General features: G+C 64.1%; 11 protein-coding genes. 3 read left to right on the top strand and 8 right to left on the bottom strand.

What is annotated here, in order from left to right; all coding sequences use genetic code 11:
* The first annotated feature begins 311 nt into the window (after positions 1 to 311).
* Positions 312 to 7,844: a hypothetical protein gene (locus tag IG178_RS00520; RefSeq protein WP_226894598.1), complete on the top strand. Its 7,533-nt coding sequence runs from the start codon at positions 312 to 314 to the stop codon at positions 7,842 to 7,844.
* Between the two features lie 4 nt (positions 7,845 to 7,848).
* Here the strand turns inward: IG178_RS00520 and IG178_RS00515 are convergent, their stop codons facing one another.
* Genes IG178_RS00515 through IG178_RS00490 form a run of 6 tightly spaced genes read right to left on the bottom strand, consistent with a single transcriptional unit; the run spans position 7,849 to position 13,713 of the window.
* Positions 7,849 to 8,265: a SufE family protein gene (locus IG178_RS00515; RefSeq protein ID WP_193210525.1), complete on the bottom strand. Its 417-nt coding sequence runs from the start codon at positions 8,263 to 8,265 to the stop codon at positions 7,849 to 7,851.
* A 60-nt stretch (positions 8,266 to 8,325) separates the two neighbouring features.
* On the bottom strand, positions 8,326 to 9,855 hold the full coding sequence (locus IG178_RS00510; protein ID WP_193210524.1) for a lysyl oxidase family protein: 1,530 nt from the start codon (positions 9,853 to 9,855) through the stop codon (positions 8,326 to 8,328).
* A 52-nt stretch (positions 9,856 to 9,907) separates the two neighbouring features.
* Positions 9,908 to 11,116, bottom strand: coding sequence for an aminotransferase class V-fold PLP-dependent enzyme (locus IG178_RS00505; protein WP_193210523.1), 1,209 nt, complete (start codon positions 11,114 to 11,116; stop codon positions 9,908 to 9,910).
* Positions 11,117 to 11,171: 55 nt separating this feature from the next.
* Positions 11,172 to 12,005, bottom strand: a complete 834-nt coding sequence (locus IG178_RS00500; RefSeq protein WP_193210522.1) for a hypothetical protein — start codon at positions 12,003 to 12,005, stop codon at positions 11,172 to 11,174.
* Positions 12,006 to 12,012: 7 nt separating this feature from the next.
* On the bottom strand, positions 12,013 to 13,326 hold the full coding sequence (locus IG178_RS00495; RefSeq protein ID WP_343225900.1) for a homoserine dehydrogenase: 1,314 nt from the start codon (positions 13,324 to 13,326) through the stop codon (positions 12,013 to 12,015).
* 48 nt (positions 13,327 to 13,374) lie between these two features.
* Complete coding sequence (locus IG178_RS00490; protein ID WP_193210521.1) at positions 13,375 to 13,713, bottom strand: hypothetical protein; 339 nt, start codon at positions 13,711 to 13,713, stop codon at positions 13,375 to 13,377.
* Between the two features lie 92 nt (positions 13,714 to 13,805).
* On the opposite strand from IG178_RS00490, the gene IG178_RS26070 reads away from it, so the two are divergent.
* Both IG178_RS26070 and IG178_RS00480 read left to right on the top strand, forming a co-directional pair.
* Positions 13,806 to 15,083, top strand: a complete 1,278-nt coding sequence (locus IG178_RS26070; RefSeq protein ID WP_193210520.1) for an OmpA family protein — start codon at positions 13,806 to 13,808, stop codon at positions 15,081 to 15,083.
* Positions 15,084 to 15,134: 51 nt separating this feature from the next.
* Positions 15,135 to 15,986, top strand: a complete 852-nt coding sequence (locus IG178_RS00480; RefSeq protein ID WP_193210519.1) for an HAD family hydrolase — start codon at positions 15,135 to 15,137, stop codon at positions 15,984 to 15,986.
* On the opposite strand, the gene IG178_RS00475 is transcribed toward IG178_RS00480, so the two are convergent.
* Both IG178_RS00475 and glpK read right to left on the bottom strand, forming a co-directional pair.
* Positions 15,953 to 17,509, bottom strand: a complete 1,557-nt coding sequence (locus IG178_RS00475; protein WP_193210518.1) for a glycerol-3-phosphate dehydrogenase/oxidase — start codon at positions 17,507 to 17,509, stop codon at positions 15,953 to 15,955. The two genes, IG178_RS00480 and IG178_RS00475, sit on opposite strands and share 34 nt — an antisense overlap.
* On the bottom strand, positions 17,506 to 18,984 hold the full coding sequence (gene glpK, locus IG178_RS00470; protein ID WP_193210517.1) for a glycerol kinase GlpK: 1,479 nt from the start codon (positions 18,982 to 18,984) through the stop codon (positions 17,506 to 17,508). The genes IG178_RS00475 and glpK overlap by 4 nt, the downstream gene beginning before the upstream one ends.
* Positions 18,985 to 18,991: the final 7 nt, after the last annotated feature.

Here is an 18,991-nt window from a genome sequence, read left to right as displayed (position 1 = left end):
TAAGCCCGCTAGAAATCGCTCGGGCCGTGGTAAATGACATGTTTTCGAACGCGATTGACCTTGGATCGATCATGTCTGCCAACTTGCCGTATCAGACACAAAACGCCACCCGCCAGGTCGGCGAGCCCGCGCATACGTCTTTCTCAAGCAGCAGGACCGTCTGGTGGCGATGGATCGCGCCTGCCGACGGAACTCTCATCCTATCCCGGCAAACAGGCTCATCCTGGGCCGGCTGTGCCGTTTACACTGGATCCGAAATTGACGCCCTCACCCGGGTCGCAAGCGGTACAGGCAACTTCCTATCGTTGAACGTGATCTCCGGAACTCCTTACCGGATCGTCGTGGGTGGAACCAGCATGGGATTGATCGATTTGGATTTCCGCCCGATCCCGCCGAACGACGACTTTTCGAACCGCAGCGATCTGGGCTCAGCCGCGGAGTTCCAGGTCGACGGCGCAACAATCCGGGCAACCCGCGGGGCCGACGATCCCGTGTCGGAGCTTCATCCCGATTATATCGGTCCGAACGTGTGGTGGTCGTGGACGCCCCCGGAAGACGGGATCGTCCGGATGAATTTGGCGGGCTCCCTGGATGAAGACTGGGTGATTGGAGTCTATGCAGGTGAATCGTTGGAAACCTTGGATTTCCGCTTCGAACGACAGGAGAATCTGGATCTGGGGGAAGACAGTGTGTTCCGGGTCCGCGCAGGAGAGCCTTTGGCTGTCGTCGCGGCTCGGGACCACCCCAACTCGACGGGCCGGCTGAAAATGAATTGGAGCCTCACCCCGGCTCCCTATCAGGACCTCCCGCAGTATGCCATCGACCTTGGCAGTGCCCCGACGATTGACGGAAGTGGCAACAACGTCGGCGCATCCGCTGAGCCCGGAAGCAATTATTCATCCGTTTGGTGGAAATGGACAGCCCCCGACAACGGCATCGCCACCTGGAGAATCGACGCCCCGGAAGATACCGATGCGTTGGGTTCCGCGTTTGACTCCGAATTGACCAAGCTTTCCTCGGTTTCCGCCGGGAAGGACGCCCGCTTCTACTGCCGCGCCGAGGAAACCTATTTCCTCGAGGCGAGTAGCCCGCCCGACCAGCAGGGCGATTTTGATTACCATCTCTCCATCGAGACGGCCTCGCCGAACGACGACGTCGAGGACGCCTTTCCTTTGGTGATGGGGCCCAACCCATTCGTCACCAGCGCATCCTCCAAGGAACCAGGTGAACCAACCGGATGGTCTTCCTGGTATGGCTCACTTTGGTGGGACTGGACCTCTCCGGACGCCGGCGGCTTGATCATCAATCTTGAGAAGCTCGATTTCGTCAAACTGGTGGCGTTCGAAGTGGCCGGCGACGGGTCACTTTCCAACGAGCTCGAAAGTGATGACTTCTTGTTCCTTCAGACCACCGCAGGCGCGCGGTTCCTGATCGGAGTGGTGGTGACGACATCCATCACCAGCCGACATCCCTCGGGAACATTCGACGCCACCTTCATTCCTTCGGATCGTGGAAACGACGCGTTTGCCGACGCCATCGACCTCGGTTCGGTCGCGAATTCCACGGTGAGCGGGGATCCCACGAACGCCACCGTGGAGGCCGGTGAACCGGCTCACAATGGAGGGACACCCGGCCGCAGCTTGTGGTGGCGCTGGACCGCTCCGGCCGCCGGTCACTTGAGCGCCTTGAAGTGGTTGCCTGGTGACTCGGGCCTGGCGATGAGCCCGGATTTGCGGGTCTACCGCGGAACCGACCTATCTTCGCTAGAACTGTTTGGCAGCTTCGGAGCCGTCACCGCGGGCGAGATCATTCATTTCGCGGCGACCCAGAAGCCGGACAATTCCGTCGAACCGGTTTGCTTCGAATTCCAGTTCTACGAACAGAACTCCAACGACGCGCTGGCCAACGCGATCGAGTTGGGAAGCATGGAGGAATTCGAGTTCCCCGTCACATTGTCGGGGGCAACTTACGAAGCGGACGAACCGCCGCATTCTTCAAGCGGCTCATTCAGTTTATGGTGGAAGTGGACTGCCCCCGCAGACCTCAATATCTCCACTGGGCTCTGGAATCTCAGCGGCAAGATTGAAAATGTCGACCTTTACGAGATCGATGCAGGAGGCAGCCCGGTCCTGCTGCCGCGCCACGACGTCATGGCCGTGGATGAAGGTAAAACCTACTACCTCTCCCTGTTCTCGGCTTCCTCGCGGAGTGGAATGTTGCGAGTAGCCGGCACCACCCCGCCCGCGGGGGATCGCTTCGCCGAGCCGGTGGATCTCGGGTCGGTCCCTGCCGCGAGCCTGACGGTTCCCTCCAGCCAGGGCACCCGGGAAAGCCGGGATCCAACGAGTATCCTGGAGAGCGGCGAGTCGTTCTGGTGGACGTGGACCGCCCCGGAGGCCGGGCGCTTTCACATGGGCGCAGCCGGCTCCACCTGGCAACTCCTCACCGAAAGTTCGCCGACCCTTTGGACAGCGGTCACTTGGCCGCTTGATGTGGCGGCCGGACAGAAATTGAGAATCGTCGGATTCCGGCATGCCTCGGGGAATTCAATCAACTTGGTCTATTCCCCGATCCAACCGAATGACAACCGGATCGATGCCATGGACCTCGGCCAGGTCTCGGAGATCAGCGTGAGCGGCCAATTGCGCGCCGCGACTGTCGAACCCGATGACAACGTCTGGTTCGCAGCCAGTCCGCTGGATGGCTCCATATGGTGGACCTGGGTGGCTCCTTTCGACGGCGTGGTCAAACTGCGCCCTGAAGTCTCGGCCGGCAATACCTCGATGGCTTTCCTGTCAGGCCCCGATGCCGCGAATGTCACGCTGCTGGCAACCCGCCAGGATGATCCGGAATCCGTTTTTCCAGTCCATCAGGGAGAGCGTTACTGGATTATGGTTGGCAGCGGATCATCCCTGTACGACACGCTCACCACGCTGTCGCTCGAAGCGGTGGAGACGCCAAAGAACGACCACTGGATTGGTGCCATCGACTTGGGATCGGCGGAACGAGCCAGCGGCGACGGCCGCAACGACCGGGCCACTCTCGAGGAATTCGAACCGACAGGTATCTATGGTTCTCTCTGGTGGAAATGGACGGCTCCGCGCACCGGCAACGCCGTGGTAACCGCCGAAATCATCAACGGGTCGGAAGCGATCGCCATCTACCGGGATCTTACAGGAAGCAATCCCGTCTCGATCGAAGCCGAGGATGCAGGCATCCCGGGCACGGGGAAAAGCGTGGTTTTCCGCACGGAAGCCGGTGCCACCTATTACTTCTCGGTCGCAGCAACGCTCACCGGCAGTTTGGGGAAAAGTGTCAAGCTCACGGTCGATTTCGCGGATCCCGCACCCAACGACGACTTCGCTGCTGCCGCCGAACTTACCGGAACACTGCCACTTTCGTTCTCGGGAACGTCCGGGGCATCCACGATCGAAGCGGGCGAACCGGCTTCCGGCAACGCCCTTGGATCCCTGTGGTGGAAGTGGACGGCACCCGCCAGCGGACCCGTATTGGCCACCGTCGAGCCTTCCGCCATCGTCTCGGTGTTCACCGGCAATGCGGTCGACGGCCTCACCTTGGTCGGCAGCAACAGTTCCGGAAAGTGGATCTCATGGCAGGCCCAGGCGGGAACCACTTACTACTTCCAGGGCGCCGGTGACACCGGCTTTTCGGTCGCACTCGAGCACGGCACGGTCCCGGCCAACGACACCTTTGCCGCCGCCTCCGATCTTGGAACCACTGACTCGGCGCAAGCGTCCGGGGACAATTTCTTCGCCACGGCCGAAGCCGGAGAACCCTCCCATGCCGGAACGGCGGCTGCCCGCTCGATTTGGTACCATTGGACTCCGGTGACCAGCAACAGGTTTGAAATCGACACGCGGGACTCCGGCCGACCGATGAATGTCGCCGTCTATGTCGGAAGCTCCCCTGCAGGGCTAACGCCCGTGATTTCCGGAGCTGGCAGAGTCACCTTCATTGCGACTGCCGGGACGGACTACCGGATCGCCATCGACCGCGGCCAAGGCGCCCCAGTATCGCTCGCCCTGCGCCCATGGTCGCCACCATCGAACGACAACTTTGCGAATCGTACAATCCTGGGCAGCCGCCCGTTCGCCCTCATCGGCGACAGCTACGGCGCGTCCGTGGAAACCTCCGAACCACTGCCATCCGGAGGAAGCTACCAGTATCCGCGGAGCCTGTGGTGGGAGTGGACTGCACCTGTCACCGGCTTTGTCTATCTGAGCACCAACTCCTCCGCTGGCGGTGGAGCTTTGGTGAGAACTTTCTACTCCTTCAATACGTCACCCGCGATCGGCAATCTACTGTTGGCGAGCCAATTCAGTAACCCCTATTTCAATGCCAGCGCCGGGACAACCTACTACTTCCAAGTGCTGTTCGATCGGAACAAGCCAGCGGCCGGTGTCAATTTCCGCATCGATGGATCTTATCAGGGATCGTCCCAGACCCCCGATTTCGGACCGCCGAACGATCGATTCGTCGATTGGACCGACATCGGCCAGGCCCTCGGCATCGAAGTACGCGGCGACGTCTACGGCTCCACCTTGGAAGCAGGTCAGGCGGGGGCGTTGTCTACCGGCAGCATCGGTTGGCGCTGGACCGCCCCGTCGTCCGGATGGTTCGCCATCCATCGCGATCCGCTTACCCGCCCCTCGCTCGTCCGCGTGCTGAAAGGAACGACCTTCAGTTCGCTGGTCACCCGGGCCAGCGGCAACGGTGAATACCTTTTGTTCAAAGCCACGGCTGGCGAGTCGCTGTGGATCGAATGGCAATCGACTTACAAACAGTTGAGTTCCCTCGACCGGCCCGAACGATATTCGTCGTTCGCCATCATTTCCAGCGGCGGGGTTCCTTCCAACGACAATTTTGCCACGCCAATTCCGCTTCCGGCCGGGCTCGCCGGATCCGTGTCCGGAATCAACGCCGATGCCACGGCCCAAGCCGGTGAGCCCGATCACGCCGGACAGCCTGCAACACGATCCCTTTGGTACCAATGGACCGCTGACGTTACCGGTCCCGTGGTTCTCTCCGCCTCCTCCGCCACAATGCGGGCGGGGGTCTACACCGGCGACACGCTTAATGCTCTCGACACCGTGGTGTCGGGCTTGGAACCCCTCGAGTTCGACGCGGTTGCAGGCACGGACTATCGGATCGCCCTCGACTCTTCGACCCCGTCGGCGTTTTCCGTGTCCCTCAGCACTCCGGCCATCGTCGCTCCGAACGATCAATTCACGGACGCATTGCCACTCGAAGGAACGGTGGGAAGTGTCAACGGAAGCCAAAGCGGTTGCTCCTTGCAACCCGGCGAACCGGTTGGGCATTCCTCCTCCGACACCGCAAGCACCTGGTGGCAATGGACCGCGCCGTCCGATGGGCCGGTGACGTGGCTCGCGGACACCGCGTCCGTCAACCTCGGTGCCTACCGCGGCGAATCCCTCGACTCCTTGCAGTTCGTCGAGAGCGGCGCCCAGTCCATGCGGTTCCATGCCGTTTCCGGAGAGACCTATTGGCTGGCCGCGAGTTCTTCCTCGACCGACATTACCTACTTGCTCTCGTGGGAACTTGAAAATGGGGCGCCAGCGAACGACGCCTTCTCGGCCGCCACCGTGCTTTCCGGAGCAAGTGTCGAGACCAGCGGCAGCTTGTCCGGATCGTCGCGCGAGGCAGACGAACCGTGGCATCACAACAGCTCGGCACGCAACCGCACCGTCTGGTACGAATGGACAGCCCCGGCAAGCGGAGCTTTCCGGATCGAGCTTGTAGGCGCGGCCACACCGGACATTTGGATCTATCTCGGCGACTCCCTGGCAACCTTGCAGCGTCATGCTTCCGGGACACGGGCCTTCGACTTCACCGCGTCCGCCGGTACGACCTACCGGATCGCCGCGGTGGCAAAGACCGAGGAAGAAGCGATTGGTTTCCTGCTGAGAATCCAGCCGCGTGACTACGGCAACAACGACTTGTTTGCCAACCGCATGGACCTCGGGAACGGCACCCACCTGCGATTGGAGGGTACCACCAAGCTCGCGACCCGGGAAGCCGACGAACTGAATCCCCCGAATGCCTACTCGCCACCAGAAGGCACCCGATGGTGGTCCTGGACTGCTCCGGCAAACGGGGCGTTGACCATCAAAAAGATCGAACCCAGCGCCCACATCGACATTGGGATCTTTACTGGAAACCAACTACTGGAATTGGTGGAGATCGAAGCCTTGCCCTATTCCGGCGACCGCTTCGCGCTTCCCGTCACCGCGGGCAGCAGCTACGCGATCCAAGTGGGAGCCATCCCGCTCGACTTCCTGCTCGAGCTCGAATTCACCGAACTGGACCACGATGACTTCGACGATCCGCTCGTCCTGCCTTCGACGCTTCCAATCTCCAGCGAAATCCTGGCCACCGGAGCCTCGACCCAGATGGGAGAAATCCTCAGCTCCCGCTCTGTGTGGTGGCAATGGACTGCGCCCCAGGACGGTTGGTTTGATCTGGATGTCCGCGACTCCGATTTCCCCGCCACGGCCTGGGTCAGCCAGGGAACTTCGCCGTCCCATATCACTCCCGTCGCCCTCGATACCTCCGGCGACCGGATCTACCGCTTCTTCGCAGCAGCCGGAAACACCTACGCGATCGCGATCGGTAGCACCGAGGAAGTGAATTTCGGCTTCGCTCGTTTGACACTTTCCGCCCCGACGCTTGCTGCTCCTGCCAACGACCACTTTGCCTCGGCGGTCCCATTGGCCGGAGACGCGATCCAGGTGTCCGCGTCAAGCCGCGGTGCCACCACCGAGCGCGACGAAGAACTTCACCTAGGCAGCACCCACTCGAGATCCCTGTGGTGGAAATGGGTGGCCCCACGCGATGGCATCCTGTTCCTGTCCGCCAATCCTGCATGGTCGCGGATCTATCAGGGCAACAGCCTTGCCAATCTCAAGGCGGTGCCAGCCCTGGCGGGTGTCGCCGGCAACTACCCGGTGGTCGCGGGCCAATCCTATGTCGTCGCTGCGGGGACTTCCAGCGGCGGTGAATTCTCTCTGAAACTCAGCCTGAGTCCACCCGGCGACATGTTCGCCGACGCGGCGGCTCTGCCGAGTGGACAAAGCGTTCGCATCACCAGCACGCTGTCCGGTTGCTCTTTCGAAGAGCGCGAGCCTTTCCATGCCTCACGCCCGGCCGCACGGTCGCGGTGGTACCGCTGGAAGGCAGGGGCCGACGGCGTCTACCGGATCTCCACGGAGCCCGCAGGACTATCGCTCCGACTTGCAGTCTACCGTGGCTCGGCCCTCACCGGGCTGACCCGGGAAGCAGCAGGAACATCGTCGCTTCTCCTCGATGCCATGGCCGCAACCGAGTACTTGATCGCGGTGGACGACAACACCGAGGGAAACAGCGGCGAGTTCACGCTCACAATCGACTCGGCAGCTTACCTCCTGTGGTCGGAGAATTATTTCTCACCGCCGGACGCCGGCCGCGGCTCGGAGGACGATCCCGATGGCGACGGCAGGTCAAATCAGATCGAACTCGGCCTTGGCAGCAATCCCCTCGTCGCGGATTTCGAACCAGCTTTCATCATTGAGGCCACGGAAAACTACCTTCTCCTTCAAGTCGACCAGCCCTCGGACCTGGAAGATTGGCACCTCGTCTTCGATGTCGGCGTGAATCTGTCAGATTGGAAAGCGCACTTTGATCTCCCCCACATGAAAGCCATCGAGAACCATGGCAACGGCATGCAAACACTGTACGTGACCCTGCCGGGATACTCGACGGAACAGTTTCCTCACCTCTTCATACGGCTCCGCGTCGAACCCGGGCCGGATCCCGAGGAACCTTGACTCCTCAAGCCGCACCGAACTCCAGCGCGCGCTGCTTCATCTGGGTGGCCATCAGGTTCAGGGCATTCGCGCGGGTCGGGGCGAGGTGCTCCTTGAGGCCGGTTTGGTCGATGAACGACAGGTCGGCGGACAGGATGTCGTCGGGAGCCTCGCCGTCGAGAACGCGCACGAAGAGGGCGATCATGCCCTTGGTGATGACGGAATCGGAGTCGGCGAGGTAGCGGACCTTGCCGTCTTCCCCGCGGGCATCCAGCCAGACCTGGGACTGGCAGCCCTTGATCAGCTTGTCCGCGGTCTTCAGCTCTTCCGGCATCGCGGCCAGCTTGCGACCCAGCCCGATGACGTACTCATAGCGCTCCTGCCAGTCGGGAAAGAAGGACAGCTCCTCGAGGATCTCCTGTTGTTTTTCGGCGATGCTCATCGCGCCGACAGGGAAAGGTCGCCCGCCGGGGATTGCACGCGGAAAGTGCCCGCCTGCCGCTCAAGGGATCGTCACCGGGATGACGACCGTGTTGTTCTCCACGTTCGACTCCGGCAGGATGCCATCGGGGTTGACGGTCAGCTCCAGCTGGTAATCGCCGGCCGGAAGGTCGCCGATCTCGATCCACTGGCCGGGCAACCCGCTGTCGTAGACGTCACTCCAGCCGGCCTGGATGCCCTGGTTGCTGCAGGTGAAGCGGCGCCTGGTCGGTGCCGCGGACGACCAGCGGGCGTTGTCGAGCAAACAGAAGCTGACCTTGCGGCTGGTGCGCAGCTCGTTGCCCCCGAGGTCGAGCAAGCGGGATGCGGCGAAGCCCTTGAAGTGATAGTGCCCGTGACAGGCGTGGTATTCGAAGAAGGGGTTGTCCTCCGGCGGCGGCATGACCAGGTCGTCACCGCCGATGTTCCTCACCTCGGTGTTGTAGCGCAGCAACCGGCGCTCGCCAGCACCGATCAAGCCCTCTTCCACCTCGCAGGAGGCCGCCGAAAAGAACTCGACGCTGACATACGGCTGGAGCGCCTCGGCCCACGGCATGAGGTCGGGCTGATTGGTCGCGAGGTAGGCGATGATCGTGCGCCCGTAGTAGCCCGAGGCGGCGTCGAGCGCGATGTAGTAGTCGCCGGCAAGGGTCTCCGGGATCTCGACGGAATTTGTGCCACGCAGGAAGGTCGCATCTTTGCCCGGCTTGCCCACCGGCGGGATGCTGCCGTGGTTGATCGAAATCGTCGACTTACCCTTGCCGCCCTCGGTGACCACCACGAGACGTTCGCCGCCCTCCGCGGAGATCCGGAACAGGTGGCGCCCGCCCTTTTCGGACGCGAGATGCGCCACGGACTGGGTGTTGACCAGATCGATCACGTCGCCGTTCGCACGAATCTGATAGTCCGCCTCGGCCACCGGACCGGCCTGGCCATTCTTGTCATAGGCCCGGGCCTTGAAGGTGGTATCGCCGGTCAGCGTCACCTTGGTGGTCTTGTCCGCGGGAGTGGAGCCGGTGTCGGGATCGTTGCCATCGAGCGTGTAGTAGACCGACGTCCCGCGGCCCCGCGATTTGATGAGGCAGGACACTTCGCCGGGATAGACGCCGGGGGGCGGAAGGAAAACCGGCGGGGCGATCGCCCCCTTCTCGAGCTTTGTCACTGCCTGCAAGCGCACGCCGGCATAGCCGCCGGATGACCCCTGGATGCCGACATACCAGGCACCGGGGTCGGGCTCGATCACCTGGATCCGTTGCCGGGTCCCGGGGTAGCTGCTTTCATAGTCGGCCTCCGCGCCGTTGTAGGTGGGATGGGCCCCCTGCCGCAGGTACATCCGCACGTTGCCGATGCCACTGCTGGAGATGACGTTCAGGCGGGCCGTGGCGGGCGGCACGATCAACTTGTACACAACCAAGCCGTCCGGGTCCTGCGAGGTAAGCCCCATCAGCGGGACGCCGCCCTGGATGACCTTCGGGAGGGGCGTGGCCTCAGGATGAGCAGGCAGCGGGAGGGTGAACGCAAGGCCGAGCGCGAGGGTGATGGCCGGTTTCATGCCGGGATCTTCCACGGATTCCGGCGAATTGAAAACGTGAAGTTTACGCCGCCTAACGGAGCATCGCCACCGCTTTCTCCACCGCCAGGACCAGGGCATCGACCTCTTCCGCGGTGTTGTAGAGCGCGAACGAGGCGCGGGTGGTGCCGGTGATCCCGAACCTCGCCATCAGCGGCTGGCAGCAATGGTGACCCGTCCGGACGGCGACGCCCATCTGGTCGATCAGCGTCCCGAGGTCGTAGTGGTGCACGCCCTCGACCGCGAAGGAAAGTGCGCCGATGCGGTCGGCGGGACCGTAAAGCCGGGTCCCCGGCAGGGAGGAAAGTCCGTCCGCAGCGCGCTGGATCAGCGCCTGTTCGTGGGCAGCGATGCTCTCGAGACCGAGGCCGTCGACGAACTCGAGCGCCGCCGCCAAGGCAATCGCGCCCTCGATGTTCGGCGTCCCGGCTTCGTATTTGAAGGGCAGGTCGTTGTAGGTGGTTTTCTCGAAGCTCACCTCCTTGATCATCTCCCCGCCACCGCGCCAAGGGGGCAGCGCATCGAGCACGTCACGCTTTCCCCACAACACACCGATCCCGGTCGGGGCATAGACCTTATGACCGGAGTAGGCGAGGAAGTCGGCGCCCAGGGCCTGCACATCGATTACCATGTGCGGCGCGGCTTGCGCGGCATCGATCAACACCAACGAACCCGCGGCCTTGGCAGCGGCCGTCATTTGCAGCACCGGATTTCCGGTCCCGAAGGCATTGGAGACCCAGCCGAAGGCGGTGATGCGGGTCTTGTCGGAAAGCAGGTTCCCGAAGGCGGCCTGGTCGAGGGTCCCGTCGTCGAGGCAGGGCACCACCTTGAGCACCGCACCGCTGCGCTCGCACAGCATCTGCCAGGGAACGATGTTCGAGTGGTGCTCGAGCGTGGTGATCAGCACTTCATCGCCCGGGGCCAGCGAAAGGATCGATGCGACCAGGTTGATCGAGTCGGTGGTGCCGGAGGTAAAGATCACCTCGGCCGGCTCCGCGGCATTCAGGTGGCGGGCCACCGTCGCCCGCGCGGCCTCGTGGGACTCGGTGGCGGCCCGGGCCAGCAGGTGGGTGCCGCGATGGATGTTGGCATTGATCCGCTGGTAGTAGTTGCGCGAGGCGTCGAGCACCGCCCGCGGTTTCTGGGTGGTCGCGGCATTGTCGAGGTAGACGAGCGGGCGGCCGTTGACCGCCTGATCGAGGATCGGGAATTCGCCGCGGACCGTGGAGGGATCGAATGCCATGTGCGGGCAAGGGAAGCCAGCGGGACGGCGAATGCACGCGAAAAGTCCCGCGAACTCAGGCCTGCGGCGGCAGGTGCTCCTTGCAGTATTCCTTGCCGTCGGGCATCACGAAGAACTCGAGGTCTTCCGGATCGCGCTCGGTGCGATGGCACACCTCGCAATGATGGAACGCGGTTCCCTCCGGCTTGCTGTCGACGTTGAACTTGCGCCGCCGCTGCGCCGCCTTCACCAGCGACTTGCGGCCATGGATGACGTCCGGCAGCACCCACAGCGCATACGGGATCATCGCCGGCACGACGATCGCCAGCATGGCCGGATTCCCCAGGCAGTTCAGCAGGAGCAGTACCGCGCCGATCGCCGCCAGGATCCGGACCTGAACCGGAAACAGGAAAAAGATCATGAACTCCACCTTCGGAAACAGCGTCGCGAAGGCGAAGAACATCGAGGTGTAGAGCATCGAGCCGCTGACCGGGGGGGCATGCGGAAAGAGAAAGTTCGACACCAACAACCCGATGAAGGCCAAGAGGATGTAGAGGGTGACACGGGTCGGCCCCCAGGCCGACTCCATGGAGTCGCTGATCAAAAACGCGATCTGCACCGCGATGAACAAAAAGAACACCCCGACCGGGCCGAAACTGCGCAGGCCCATCGGGGTGAACAGGAAGGTGACCACCCGCCAGACCTCGCCGGCGAAGACCTTCTCGCGGTCGAAATCCAGCAGATATCCGATGTCCTTGTTCGCCCACTGGCAGGCGTAGGCGATCACGCCGAGGAAGGTCAGGTACTTGAACAACCCCGGGAAGTGGAGCCATTCGAGTCTTCGTTCGATCCGTTCAAGCCAGCGCACGGGCGGAGCAAAGCCCGCGCCGCGGCGGGTGACAAGGAACAAGGGTTCCTCAGAGTTTCTCGATCCGGAACACCACCGGCTGGCTGTTGATGCAGTCGAGTGCCTCGATCTTCGCCAAGGTTTCCTGCAGCCGCCCGAAGCGACAGGTGTGCAGGAGGAACACCATGTCGAGGAAGTCGGCGTCCGGCTGATCCGGCTTCACCGGCGAGTGGGTGCCTGAAATGCCGATGCCGGCATCCGCCAGCACCCGCGCCACCTCGGCGATCACGCCCGGACGGTCGGTGACGTCGAAGCGCACGTAGTACGCGGTTTCGGTGTCCTCCACCGGCAGCAGCTTGCCCTTGTCCCGGTAGGGAAGAAAGCCGCGGTGACCCGACGGCTGGCGCAGCGAACGCCCGGCTTCGACCAGGTCGGCGACCACCGAGGAAGCCGTCGGATCCTGGCCCGCGCCGCGGCCGTAGAAGAGCGAATCCCCTGCGGCATCACCGTGCACGGCCACCGCATTGAAGACGCCCTGGACGCTGGCAAGGATGTGATTCTTCGCGATGAAAGAAGGCTGGACCCGCAGCTCCACCGCCCCGTCCGGGTGCTCCCGGACCACGGCGAGCAGCTTGACGACGTAGCCGAGCCGGGTGGCGAACTCGATGTCGATCGGCCGCACCTGCTCGATCCCCGCGACGTGGACGTCCGCGGGATCGATCGGGAACCCGTAGGCGAGCGTCGCCAGCAAGATCGCCTTGTGGGCGGCATCCCAACCATTGACGTCAAGGGCCGGGTCCGCCTCCGCGTAACCCAGCGCCTGGGCTTCGGCCAGGGCATCGGAAAACTCCAGCCCGGCCGTGGTCATCCGTTCCAGGATGTAGTTGGAGGTGCCGTTGATGATTCCCGTCAGCGAGTGGATGCGATTGCCGATGAACGACTCCTGCACCGTCTTGATGATCGGGATCCCGCCGGCAACCGCGGCCTCGAAATGGATCGGAACCTCATGCTCCTTCGACAGGGCGAACAACTCCACGCCGCGCTCGGCGAGCAGCGCCTTGTTGCCGGTGACCACCGGCTTGCCGGCCTTGAGCGCCGCGGCGACAATTTCGAAGGCATCCGTCGTCCCGCCGATCAATTCGACCACGATATCCACCGCGGGATCATCGACGAGTTCGCGCCACGAAGTGGTCAGCTGCTCATCCGGCAGCTTCACCGGGCGGACCTTGGCGGGATCGCGGACCAGGACCTTGGCGACGGCGAGCTGGACCTGCCCGCCGGTGCGATCGGCAATGAGCCCGGCGTTGCGTTCAAGGGCGAGCACCACGCCGGAACCGACGGTGCCGAGCCCCGCCAAACCGATGCCAATCGAAGAGCATTTCACGCCGCCGACCATCATGCCGGCCGACGGCGCGGGAAAGCGCAAATCGGGTCAGGATTTCTCGGCATCCAGCCAGTCGGTCAGGGAATCCCCCGGGGATCCTTTCTCGACGCGGTTGCGGTAGTTCAAGTAGGCCGCCACCTCGATGTCGGTGGCGGTTTTCTTGGCGACCGTCTTCTTCGCCGGGGCGGCCTTCTTCGCGGCCGCCTTTTTCGCGGGTGCCGCGGCCTTCTTCGCCGCTGCCGGAGCCTTTTCAGCAGGCGCCTCGGCAGGTTTTTCAGCAGGCGCCTCGGCGGCCGCTTTCACCTCCCTCTTGGCGGCTTTCTTGGCAGGAACCTTGGCGACCGGTTTGGGGGCCGCCACTTTCTTCGCAGCTTTCTTTGCAGGCATGGCAAATTTAGATCAGCACGGTGAGTGCCAAGGAGCAAGACCCGTTGCAAGCCGGTGATTGTCACGGGCCCGTTGCGGCGTATAGTCGGCCCGTGGACGAAGGCTACAGCTGGCGCGACATGCGCGAATCGACTCCGCTGCGCCTCCCCGGTCCGGACAACCTGGGCTGGTGGGCGGGAGTCGCGTTCTTCGTCGCCGTGATCCTCCACGTCGCCGCGTTCTTTGCGCTCGGTCACATCAAGATCGCCCTCGGCATCCAGGACCTCGAGGAACTCGAGACCGAATCCATCAATCTCGAACAGGTCGAGGTGCTGCCGCCCGACTACGAAATGCAGGCACCCGAGGAGATCGACCAAACGCCCCCCGACACGGCCGCCCTCCTCGAGGAGATCGACATCCTCGCCAAGCTCCCCGAGGACACCGAAATCGACCTCCGCCCCGACCTCAACGACCCCGAGTTCGCCATCAAGCTCGACAACCCCGCGATGGAAGGCGAGCCGGCCGGAATCACCATCGACCCCGCCGCGGGATTCGACCTCGACACCGCGCTGCCGGATATCGGCCGCACCGAGGAACCGCTGCCGCTCGCCGCCGATTCCCAGACCATCGTCGATCCCGGTGCTGCACTGGCGGACGACTCGAATCTCGACCAGTTCGCCGAGGAGATCCTGAAGAAGGGCGCCGGCGGCAAGGTCGAGGCGGGCACGCTCGACGGGATGGTCACCCTTGACGACATGGTCGGGCTTCCCGCCGACGTGTTGGTCGGCAAGATGACGATGCTGCCCAGCGACCTGCTGTTCGAATACGACAGCGCGGAGCTGCGTGAAAGCGCCCGCCTGGGAATGATGAAGCTGGCGCTGATCATCGACCGGAACCCGAATCTCTACTGCTGGATCGAAGGCCACACCGACCTGTTCGGCGCGGATGCGTACAACCAGAACCTGTCCAAGCGCCGCGCGGCCGCGGTGAAAGACTACCTCACCGGAACCCTTCACCTGCAGGACGACAAGATCGCCACCCGCGGCTTCGGCAGCACGGTGCCGCTGGTGAAGACCGGTAGCGTCGAGGAGCAGGCACCCAACCGCCGTGTGGAAATCCGGATGCGCCGGACCCCTCCGCCCGCCGGGGAGCCCGTGGTGGTGAAACCCAAGCCCGCCCCGCCGGCACCGCCGGAAGAGAAACCCGTCCTGGTCAAACCCATGCGGGCCCTGCCGGTGGAAGATCCTCCGGCCCCCACCGGTGAAAACGCCCCGCGTGCCCGCCCGGTGGAAACCGAACCCGCCCCTCCAAAAGCCCAACCCATCGAAGAAGACCCGCCGCGCGCGACGGAGATCGAGGAGCCGGCCTTGCGGGCGGTACCGGTAGAATGATCTGTCCAAGCTTCCGGCGGGCGCCCATCATGAACCATCCATCCCTCAACGATGAAAACGCTCGAATCCCTCCCCTTGCCGGAACTCCTCCTTTCGTTCGATTTCGACGGGACGCTGCACAATCCCGGCGACAGCGATCCGGTGAGTCCCCGCTTCTTTGAGACGATCGTCCGCCTCCGGCGCGAAAAGAAGGCCCTCTGGGGCATCAACACCGGCCGTTCCATCGCCCATGTGGTGGAAGGCCTCGCCGAGAGCCGCTTCCCGTTCGCTCCCGACTGGGTCATCGCCCGCGAGCGCGAGATCTGGCTCCCCGACTCCGTCGGACGCTGGGTCCCTCACGAACCCTGGAACCACCAGTGCGAGAAAGAGCAGCACAAGTTCTTCAAGCAGGTCCGCTCGACGCTCAATGCGATCCGCCACGAGGTTGAGGAGCACACCGGCGCCACCTGGATCGAACAACCGGGCGACCCCGCCGGCCTGATCGCCCGCACCGAGGAGGAAATGGCGTGGATCCTCGGCCGCGTCGAGGAGCTCGCCGGCAGCGAGCCCATGCTCGGCTGGCAACGGAACTCGATTTGGCTCCGCTTCGGCCACAAGAAGTATCAGAAAGGCAGCAGCCTGACCCAGGTCGCGACCCATTTCGGACTGGTGCCCGCCCACACTTTCGCAATCGGCGACAGCCACAACGACTTCGACATGCTCGATCCCCATGTCGCCGCCGCGATCGCCTGCCCGGCCAATGCGGTGTCCGAAGTCCGGGCGCACGTTCTTTCGCACGGCGGTTTCGTCTGCAGCCAGGAGCATAGCCACGGATGTGTCGAGGCACTGGAGCACTTCTTCCACAACGGCGTCTTCACGCCCTGCAAGGCTCACCCTGCACTGGCCGGGTCGCCGAAAACGTAGCCCCGCGCCAACCCGGCATAGTCCTTCACCTGCTGCTCCTCCCAAGCGGCGTCGCGGAAAAGTTCCTCCCTCAGGATCGCCGCCACCGCGGGTGCCGCCTCGATGCTGGCCCGCGCGTCGAGCAGCAGGCAGCGGCTGCGCCTCGCCAGCACGTCTTCCACGCTGCGCGCCATCTCCTGCCGCGCATGCCAACGGACCTCGGCGCGGGTGAGCTGAAGCGCCGGATGAATTAGATCCGCTTCGTCCAGCGCGCGGATCAGCTCCGAGTCGGATCCGTACGCTTGCAGGTTCTGCTCGGGGATCTCCAGTTCCGTCGCGCCGTGGACCTGGAGCGTGTCGGTGTGACAGCGCACGGCATCGAGCCCCGCCACCATCTCCGCGTGATCGATGACGTCCTCGGCCATCTTCCGGTAGGTCGTCCACTTGCCGCCGGTGATGGTGATCAGGCCGCTTTGGCCGACGAGGATCGTGTGATCCCGCGACAAGCTGGCGGTGTCCCCGCCGTCGCCTGCCTTCACCAACGGCCTCAAGCCGGCGAACACGCTCTTCACATCGGCCGGAGCGGGATCCCGGCTCAGGTAGCGGGCGGCGTGCTCCATGATGAAATCGATCTCCTCCGGCAGGGCCCGCGGCTCCAGCGACTTTGCCGTCAGCGGCGTGTCGGTCGTACCGACCACCACCCGGTCATGCCACGGCACGGCGAACAGCACCCGCCCGTCCTCGGTCTTCGGCACCATGATCGCCGAGTCCCCCGGCAAGAACTCCTGCGGCAGGACTAGGTGAATCCCCTGGCTGACCGCAACCAGCGGCTTGGCGGCCGGCTCGTCGAAGGCCCTCACCTCGTCGACGAAAACCCCGGCGGCGTTCACCACGCACCCCGCATGGATCCGGAACGATCGACCGCTTTCCAGATCCTCGACCTCGACCCCGCGCACCATGCCGCCTTCCTTCACCAGCCCGCGGCAACAAACCCGGTTGGCAAGCCTTGCGCCGAGGCCCGACGCGGTCATCGCCAGGTGGATTGCCAGCCTCGCGTCGTCGAACTGGCCGTCGTGATACATGACCCCGCCCGTCAGCCCCTCCGTCTCGATGGTGGGAATCCGGGCGATCGTCTCTTCCTTCGAAAGCAGCTGGCTCGGCCCGAAGCCGAGCTTCCCGGCGAGCCCGTCGTAGACCTTCATCCCGACGCCATAGAACGGCCCTTCCCACCACTTGTAGGTCGGGATGACGAAGGACAGGTCGTGGACCAAATGGGGCGCGTTGCGCGCCAGCCGGCCGCGCTCGCGCAGCGCCTCGAGCACCAGGGAAACATTGCCCTGTTTCAGGTAGCGCACGCCGCCATGGACCAGCTTCGTCGAGCGCGACGACGTGCCCTTGGCGAAGTCCGCCTGCTCCACCAGCGCCACCCGGTGGCCACGCGCCGCAGCGTCCACCGCGGCACCCAACCCGGTCGCGCCACCGCCGACAATGCAGATGTCGAAGCGCTCGGCCCCGAGAGCGGCAACATGGGTTTCCCGGTTCATGATTCCCACCCCTTCGTCCGTTCCACCGCCCGCCGCCAGCCCGCCTCCAGGGCCGCCATCTCCGCCGCGGGCCGCGACGGAACGAACTCCCGGTCCACCTCGTGACGCCGCACGATCTCGTCGCGGCTTTCCCAGAAGCCGGTCGCCAGCCCGGCGAGAAATGCAGCGCCGGCGGCCGTTGTCTCGATGTCCCGCGGCCGCACCACCTTCACTCCCAGCAGGTCCGCCTGAAACTGCATCAGCGGGTCGCTCCGCACCGCCCCGCCGTCGACCCTCAATTCAGCCAGCCCGATGCCGCTGTCCTTGACCATGCAATCTGCCAGTTCGGCGCTTTGAAAGGCGATCGACTCCAGCGCCGCCCGGCAGAAGTGCGCCCGGTTGGTCCCTCGGGTCATCCCGAAGGCGGCACCCCGCGCGAAGGGATCCCAGTGCGGTGCCCCGAGCCCCGTGAAGGCCGGCACCAGGAACAGCCCGTTGCTGTCCGGCACGCTCGCCGCCAGCTGGTTGCATTCTTCCGCCGTGCGCACCAGTTGCAGTTCATCGCGCAGCCATTGGATGACCGCGCCACCGATGAAGACGGAACCTTCCAGGGCATAGGTGGTCTTCCCGGCCAGGCGCCATGCCACCGTGGTCAACAGGTTGTTTCGCGACGCCACCGCCTCGTCGCCGGTGTTCATCAGCAGGAAACAACCGGTCCCGTAGGTGTTCTTCGCCATCCCGGGTTCGAAGCATCCTTGCCCGAACAAGGCCGCGTGCTGGTCGCCCGCAATCCCGGTGATCGGGATGCCCTCCCGGGATTCCCCGAAACGGCCGCTGCTATCCTTGACCTCGGGAAGCATCGACCGCGGGATCTTCAACAATCCCAGAAGCTCGTCGTCCCAGTCATTGCGATGGATGTCGTAGATCAAGGTGCGCGAGGCATTGGTCGCGTCGGTGGAGTGGACCTTCCCGCCCGACAGCTTCCACAGCAGCCAGGTATCCACCGTCCCGAAGGCCAGCTTGCCCTGCTCCGCGCGCTCCCGCGCCCCCTCCACGTGGTCGAGGATCCAGCGGATCTTGGTCGCGGAGAAATAGGGATCGATCCGCAGCCCCGTCCGCTCGGTGAAAAGCGCTTCCACCCCGTCTTCCTTGAGCCGCGCGCAGAACTCCGCGGTCCGCCGGTCCTGCCAGACGATCGCCGGGTAGACCGGCTTGGAGGTTTCGCGGTCCCACACCAAGGTCGTCTCGCGCTGGTTGGTGATCCCGATCGCCGCCACGTCGCGCGGTTCCAGGTCCGCCCGCTCCATCGCCTCCACCGCCGTCGACCACTGGCTCGCCCAGATGGCCAGCGGGTCATGTTCCACCCAGCCCGGTCGCGGATAGTGCTGGGGAAATTCCTTCTGGCAGGATGCCACGGCACGTGCCGAACGGTCGAAAACGACCGCCCGCGACGAGGTGGTTCCTTGGTCGAGCGCGAGGATGTGGGTTGCGGCCATCGCAGTG

This window comes from Neoluteolibacter marinus, assembly GCF_014904755.1.
Lineage (GTDB): Bacteria > Verrucomicrobiota > Verrucomicrobiia > Verrucomicrobiales > Akkermansiaceae > Haloferula > Haloferula marina.
Note: the sequence above shows the minus strand (reverse complement) of the source record. Positions and strands in the feature narration are given on the sequence as shown.